At 70.2% G+C, this 6,794-nt stretch carries 5 protein-coding genes; 2 read left to right on the top strand and 3 right to left on the bottom strand.

What is annotated here, in order from left to right; all coding sequences use genetic code 11:
- The coding region (locus OXG55_10335) for a fibronectin type III domain-containing protein (GenBank protein MCY4103640.1) at positions 1-3,198 on the top strand (3,198 nt) is incomplete at its 5' end.
- 98 nt (positions 3,199-3,296) lie between these two features.
- Here the strand turns inward: OXG55_10335 and OXG55_10330 are convergent.
- The 3 genes from OXG55_10330 to OXG55_10320 form a co-directional block, all read right to left on the bottom strand.
- On the bottom strand, positions 3,297-4,439 hold the full coding sequence (locus OXG55_10330; GenBank protein MCY4103639.1) for an ATP-binding protein: 1,143 nt from the start codon (positions 4,437-4,439) through the stop codon (positions 3,297-3,299).
- A gap of 411 nt (positions 4,440-4,850) precedes the next feature.
- Positions 4,851-5,741: a nucleotidyl transferase AbiEii/AbiGii toxin family protein gene (locus tag OXG55_10325; GenBank protein ID MCY4103638.1), complete on the bottom strand. Its 891-nt coding sequence runs from the start codon at positions 5,739-5,741 to the stop codon at positions 4,851-4,853.
- A complete protein-coding gene (locus OXG55_10320; GenBank protein MCY4103637.1) occupies positions 5,738-6,277 on the bottom strand; it encodes a hypothetical protein in 540 nt (179 codons plus the stop codon). The genes OXG55_10325 and OXG55_10320 overlap by 4 nt, the downstream gene beginning before the upstream one ends.
- A gap of 241 nt (positions 6,278-6,518) precedes the next feature.
- Between OXG55_10320 and OXG55_10315 the strand changes: the two genes are divergently transcribed.
- Positions 6,519-6,794 (top strand): hypothetical protein (locus OXG55_10315; GenBank protein MCY4103636.1); only part of this gene is annotated, 276 nt, incomplete at its 3' end.

Genomic DNA, 6,794 nt, shown 5'->3' with positions numbered 1-6,794 from the left:
AACGAGGCGATGGGCTACTTCTTGGCCCTCAACCGCCAGACCGAGTTCCCGATCTTTGTGCATCGGCTCCGCACCGACCCGGCCCTCAACGACCACAAGGCCTACCCCGCGGTGGACCAGACCACCGCCAACGCGGCAGAGGAGAGAGCGCTGGAGGCGAAGCTGCGCAGGGCCAGGTACATCCCGCTGGGCGACAGCCTGAGCGTCTACCGGGGCATCGTGCTGGAGCTGCCCGAGGGGTTCCCGCTGAGCGGCGACTGGATCGACCTCGGCGCCGGCATCGAGGCCGTCGACCTGCGCGCCGAGGTGCCGTCGGCCACCGCGCAACCGCTGGGATCGCGCAGCGCGCTCGACAGCCTGGCGGGGGACATCCTCTACGCCAACGACGGCGCGCCCGCCGACGACCGCATCAACATGCTGGTCGTCTCCGACATCACCGAGACCAGCATCGCCGTGGCCTGGAACGAGGCCGACGGCGCCGACGGCTACGAGGTGCGCTGGCACGCCGGCGGCCAAACGCAGCCGCAGGCACTGCGCCGCAGCGGCACCTCGCATGTCATCACCGGCCTCACCGCCGGCACGGCCTACCAGATCCGGGTCATGGTCATCAAGCAGGGCAGCGCGGTCGCGGCCAAGTCCAGCCAGACCGTCTCCGTCACCACCGAGGGCACCCAGTCCCAGCAGCCGTCGGCGAAGCCCGAGGTCAGCGTCACCGCGACAACAGCGAACATCACCGAGGGCGGCACAGCGGGCTTCACCGTCACCGCCAGCCCCGCGCCCGCCGCCCCGCTCGCGGTCAGCGTGAGCGTCACCCAGAGGGGCGACTACGCGGCATCGGGCACGACCGGCACGAAGACCGTCACCGTCCCCATCAGCGGCACTGTCAGCCACACCGTGGCCACCGTCGACGACAGCGCCGACGAGCCGCACGGCTCGGTCACCCTCACCGTGAACGCAGCAAGCGGCTACACCGTGTCCGGCACCCAGGGCGCCGCAACGGTCGCAGTCTCAGATGACGACGGCCCACCGCCCACCCCCGCGGCGACGCCGGAGGTCAGCGTCAGCGTCGGCGCTGGCGTCACCGAGGGCGGCACAGCGACGTTCACCGTGAGCGCCAGCCCCGCGCCCACAGCCCCGCTCGCGGTGAGCGTGACGGTGATCGAAAGCGGCGAGTTCGGCGCGGCGACCGGCGCCAAGACGATCACGATCCCCACCAGCGGCTCGGTCGCGCACGCGGTCGCGACGGCCGACGACGGCGCGGATGAGCCCGACGGCTCGATCACGCTGTCGCTGAACCGCGGCAGCGGCTATGCGGTGTCGCCGAGCCGGCCCGCGGCGACGCTGGTGGTCGCCGATGACGACGACCCGCCGGAGACGCCGGCGAAGGTGTGCAAGACCGCCGACACAGCCCTGCTGGCCGAGGTCAAGGCCAAGACCACCGATCCGTGGGGCGGGGCCCGCCCCGACCTGGTCGACACGTTCACCCGCGCCCACGACACCATGGCAGGCACCGACGACTACACCGTCGCCGACCTCAAGGCCCGGGCGGACCGCCAGACGCCGAACTGGCAGGGCGACGGCCCCAACGCGCTCTGGCAGAGCATCTACGCCGAGCTCGACCGCCTCGAAGCCTGCCGCGGCAAGGCCGGAACCCCCGGCACGCCGAAGACCGCGGTCCCGCAGATCAGCGTCACCGCCGGGGCGGGCGTCACCGAGGGGAGCCCGGCATCGTTCACCGTCACCGCCGCCCCCGCTCCCGCAGCGCCGCTGGCGGTGGTCGTCACCGTCACCCGGACCGGCGACTTCGGTGCCGCGGTCGGCGCCCGCGCCGTGGTCATCCCCACCACGGGCAGCGTCAGCCACACCGTCGCCACCGCCGGCGACAGCACCGCAGAAGCCGACGGCACAATCACCGCCACCTTGAACCCGGGCAGCGGCTACACCGTGTCGGCCACGCAGGGCACAGCCACCGTCGCCGTCGCCGACGACGACACCGCAACCCCGCCCCCGCCGCCTCCGCCTCCGCCCCCTCCGCCTCCTCCGCCGCCTCCGCCCCCACCCCCGCCTCCTGCGACGCCGGAGATCAGCGTGACCGCGGGCAGCGGGATCACCGAGGGCACCCCGGCGAGCTTCACCGTCACCGCCGCCCCCGCGCCCGCATCTGCCCTCACCGTGACGGTGGCCGTCGCCCAGACCGGCGACTTCGGCGCCTCGACCGGCACCAAGACCGTCGTCATCCCCACCGGCGGCAGCAAGACCTACTCCGCAGCCACCGCCGACGACAGCACCGACGAGCCCGACGGCTCGGTCACCGTGACGGTGAGCACAGGCAGCGGCTACACCGTCTCCTCGTCACAGGGCACTGCAACGGTGGCCGTCACCGATGACGACACCACATCGGCGACGTTGGCGGCGCTCGGCAGCGGGTCGGTTGCCGAGGACGGCGGCAGCCGCGAGATCACCGTGACCCTGGGCCGGACGCTCGCGTCAGGCGAGACGGCGACCGCTCCGCTGGCGGTGTCGGGCGCCACCGTCGGCACCCACTTCACGCTCGCGCTCAAGCAGGGCGACGGCGTCAACGAGCACGTCACGCTGCTCACCGCCGATCCCCACAGCGCCCAGAACCCCGCGGTGGCGTTCGCAGCAGGCGCCCAGCAGGCGACGCTGGTTCTGACCGCGGCACCCAACGGCGACACCGACGAGCGCACCGTGCGGGTCGCGTTCGGCTCAGGCGCACGCGCCCCCACAGGTCAGGGCCTCTCCGGCGGCATCGCGGCAGCAGGCGGGCCTATTGATATCCCCATCGCCAACGACGACCGGCCCCCGCCGCCCCCGCCCCCTCTGCCGGCAGGGCCGAGCCTGTCGGTGCGCGACATGCAGGTGAGCGAGAACGGCCGCAACCTGAGACTCCTGGTGTACCTCAGCGAGTCCCCCGAGCAGACCGTGACGGTGCGAATCACCACCCGCGACGGCACCGCCGAAAACGGCGCCGACTACCGCGGCTACCTCGCCGACCGCCGTGAACGGCGCCTCACCTTCACCGCGGGTTCGCGACTGCTCTACACCTACCTGTACATACCGATCGTCGACGACAGCGCTGTTGAGGGCGACGAGACATTCGAGGTGGTGCTGTCGGACGCGGTCGGCGCGGCCATCGCTCGTGGCACCGCCACCATCACCATCAAAGACAACGACTGACCCACCCCCATCCGGCGCTGCCACCGTTGGGTCGGCATGGGTTGTGATCTGGGCTGGTTATCGGCCAGCCCGGCGTGAGCGAAAAGGGTGGAGCCGACTCACTGTTGGGAGCGGAGCCAGGGGCGCAGGGATTGGTGGGTGAAGCGGATTTTGCCGCGGCCGGCGGGTTCGATGGCGCCGGCGTCGATGAGGCGTCGCCGGTAGGTTTGGGCGTAGTTGGGGGAGCGTCTGATTCTGGTTGCGATCGTGTTGACCTCCGAGTCGGTGTCGTCTATTGCCATGGCTTGCAGGAATGAGCGGTCGATGGGCGATAGGCCGCTCCAGATGGGCTTGACGATCTGATCGAGCACTGCCTGCTCGGATTCGACGATGCCGGCTCGGGCGTGCTTGAACGTTATGTGGTGGTCTGGCATCGCCATCTCCCAGCTGTGGTAGCCCAGCAGCTGGATGGTGAACGGGTGCCCGCCCGACGCGTTGACGGCGATCTCGAGGGCGTCGCCGTCGATGCGCCCGCCTGCGCGCGCTATCGGCGTTCGCAGCGCGGTTTGGGTGTCGCCTCGTTGGAGGGGGTGCAGCCGGGCTCGGGCGCAGCGTTGGAAGAAGGTCATCCCCCGATCGGCCAGCAGCGTCTCGTCGATCTCGGGCAGGGCGGCTCCGACAAAGGCCAGGGGCAGCAATTCCCGGCGTGCTATGTGCTGCACCGCTGCTGCCAACTCGGTGGCCTGCTCCCGCTCGACGGCTTGCAATTCGTCCACGGTGAGCAGGAGCCCGGTGTTGCCGTCGGCCAGATGCTCGGCCAGCGAGGTGAGCGCCGAGCGCAGATCCACGACGGTCCCGGCTTCGGTGGCTGGCTGTTCTGTCCACGCCACGCCGACTCCCAGCACGCTCACCGACGAGATGCGCCTCGGCGCCTTCCCGGCTTCGGATTCTCGCAGATGCTCCAAGGCGGCGTTGGTGACTTGTCGGGATAGGCCGGGGACCGATGCCGACACTGAGATCACCCGCCATCCGAGTCCCAAGGCCGCGTTCTCGGCCTCGTTCAACAGCACGGTCTTTCCAACGCCCCGCACGCCGGTGATCAACATGGTGTAGTCGGGGTGGACCGGGCCTCGCTCGAATGCCCGAATGAATCTCGCCACCACGTCATCTCGTCCGGCCAGTACTGGAGGCGATGTTCCAAAGGTCGGCAGGAACGGGTTGTCAGAGGCCAAGTCAACTCCTTCGTCTCGACGCGGTATCACTTCTTATCATTTTTTCACTCGCTATCACTTTATCACTCGCTATCACTTTATCACTACTTATTGTTTATTCTCCTGTCCGGATCTGTCAGAAAACCATCACGCCCGGTTACACCGAAATCCGAGTGCCCCGTCCCACGGCACGGTCACGTTCACCGTCTCGAAGGAGTCGCTGCTGTCGACCAACAACGTCAATCGGCAGCTGCGCGGCCTCGGGCCACTCGTGTACCTGGCGAAGCAGGAGATCTATGCGCTCGGCGGGGTGTTCGGCACCTCAGCGCCGAGGGCGTGCCCATCCGGCGCTCGTCCACCTTTTTGCTGATCGCCAGCAGCGACCGGGCCGCGCTGTCGATCTGCTCGTCGCCGCCGAGCTTGGCCTCGACGGCTGCTGGCAGAGCACTGGCAGGTTCGCTGCTAAGAAGTTCGCGGTCGCTCGTGGCCTGCGGCGCATTTCCCGCCGGGAGGGGGCTGCGGATTGCGGCAGCGCCCGGCGGCGGTCCGGCGGCCGCATTCGGGCCGCGTGGCGGGGGGCGGGGCCAGCGTCCCGGCCGGCCCGCTGCGGGGGGCAGGTTCGCCGCTGCCGCGGGTGCCTCGGCGGGTTCGGGCGATGTGGGAGCGCAGCTGCGGGACGCGTGCGGCGAGGTGGTCGAGTGCTCTCGGCGCGTGGGCGGCGAACTCGGGGTCGGCGGGCAGCGGCCCCGGGGTTTCGATCCGGTCGACGATCCGATCTAGGAACGTGCTGTGGGGTTGTGTGCCGTATCGCTGCATGTGCAGTGCGAGGCCGTCTTCGAGGGTGAACTGGCCGTGGTTGTCGATTGCGGCGAGGTCCATGAAGTCGCGTAGTTTCGGTCGGTACATGATGACGTCGATCTTCATGGCGAGGAGGTCGGCGAGGGAGGCGATCCGCATTCCCGCGAGCCGGGAGGGTGGGGCGAGGCGGCGCACGTGGCCGGGGTGCTCGCCGCGTCGGGGCGGGGCGAACACTTCGACGGCGGCGCCCTCGACGGAGGCGAACATTCGGTCGGGTTCGGCTCGGGAGCAGACGGCGTGGCGGGCTGTGGCGGCGATCCGGTCGAACAGATCCTGTCCTGAGAACGGCTGGTGGGCCATGTAGTCGAGGTCGTATGAGCGGCGGTGGCGCAGGTGGGTGGCGAGCGCTGTTCCACCGGCGAGGTATCCGTCGATGTCGGCGACGGCGCCGGCGAGTATCGGCCATGCGGCTCTTACCTCGTCTGAGAGCACCCGCCGATATTGGGCGAGCGGGTCCGCTGCGGGCCTGTTCCCGCTGTCGCCTGCCGGGCTCATCTGCCGCTGGGGTGCTCTCGGCGGTCGGCGGCGGGGCTGTGTGCGCGTTCGCGGTGGGCGAGGGCGGAGTCGAGGCGGCGGGCGGCGGACCCGGTGTCGTAGCCGGTCATGGAGCGCAGCTCGCGGAGCGCGTCGAGGGGGAGGGTTTCGAGCGCCCAGGCGCGCCCGGCGGGATCGGGGCCGCCGATGAGGGTGTCGGCTATGTGGAGGGCGTCTTCGGGGATGCGCAGCTCAGAGGCGCACGTCCCGGACCAGAACAGCCACCAGAACTCTGCGGGGACGGTTGTCGGGGGTTTCTCGGGGGGCGGCGGAGCCCATCCCATCTGCGGGCGGGCGGCGACGGCGCGCTCGGTGGCGGCGATGCGCCACAGGACGATCCGCTGCGGCCGGTATCCCCACATGACTGTCGTGGCGGAGTCGGAGGCGAGCCTGGCGGTCCGCAGGGCTCGCAGGCTGCGGCGCACATGCGGGAGCGACAGGCCGGTTTCGGCGGCGATGAGGGCGGGGGTGGCCCCTGCGGCCCGTGTGCGGAGCATTGCGAGGATGCGCCGCTGCGCGGCCGGGACGCCATCGAGGGGGCCTTGCTGTTTCGGCAAGCCAGGCGGCTCCGGTTCTGCGGAAGAGGCGGCTGCTTCTGCGGCGGCGGCCATGCGTGCCAGCATACCGTCGGGGGCGTCCCTTTAAGTGGTGGGGTTGTGGGGGGGGGGGGGGACAGAAGCTAAGATTTCACCGTGCATCGCAGAGTTGTAGAACACACCCCCCTGCTACCTTGATCCTGTGCAGGCTGCCTTGACTCTCCGAAAGCCCCGCCGTCTATTCTGGTCGGTGCTCGCGGCAGCGGTGTCGTTGACCCTGCTGGCAACGGTGACGCCGGTCGCAGCGCAGACCCCTGGGAACGATCTTTCACAGACGCCGGACGCCGGTGACGATGCAACCGACGGCCTGCTGCCTGACTCGCCGCTGGATCCGGGCGGGTCGACGGCCCCGGATCCAGGTGTCGGGTACTCGGCGGCCGAGGTGGTGTACCCCAATCTGGGCTCGCAGCTCAGCGCG

Source organism: bacterium (assembly GCA_026708055.1).
Classification (GTDB): domain Bacteria; phylum Actinomycetota; class Acidimicrobiia; order Acidimicrobiales; family CATQHL01; genus VXNF01.
This window is presented reverse-complemented; position numbering and strand designations above follow the sequence as displayed.

Excerpts from the sequence above, each read along its gene's own strand:
- OXG55_10325 (MCY4103638.1), bottom strand. The coding sequence starts at position 5,741 with ATGAGCCCGGCAGGCGACAGCGGGAACAGGCCCGCAGCGGACCCGCTC.
- OXG55_10320 (MCY4103637.1), bottom strand. The coding sequence starts at position 6,277 with ATGCTCCGCACACGGGCCGCAGGGGCCACCCCCGCCCTCATCGCCGCC.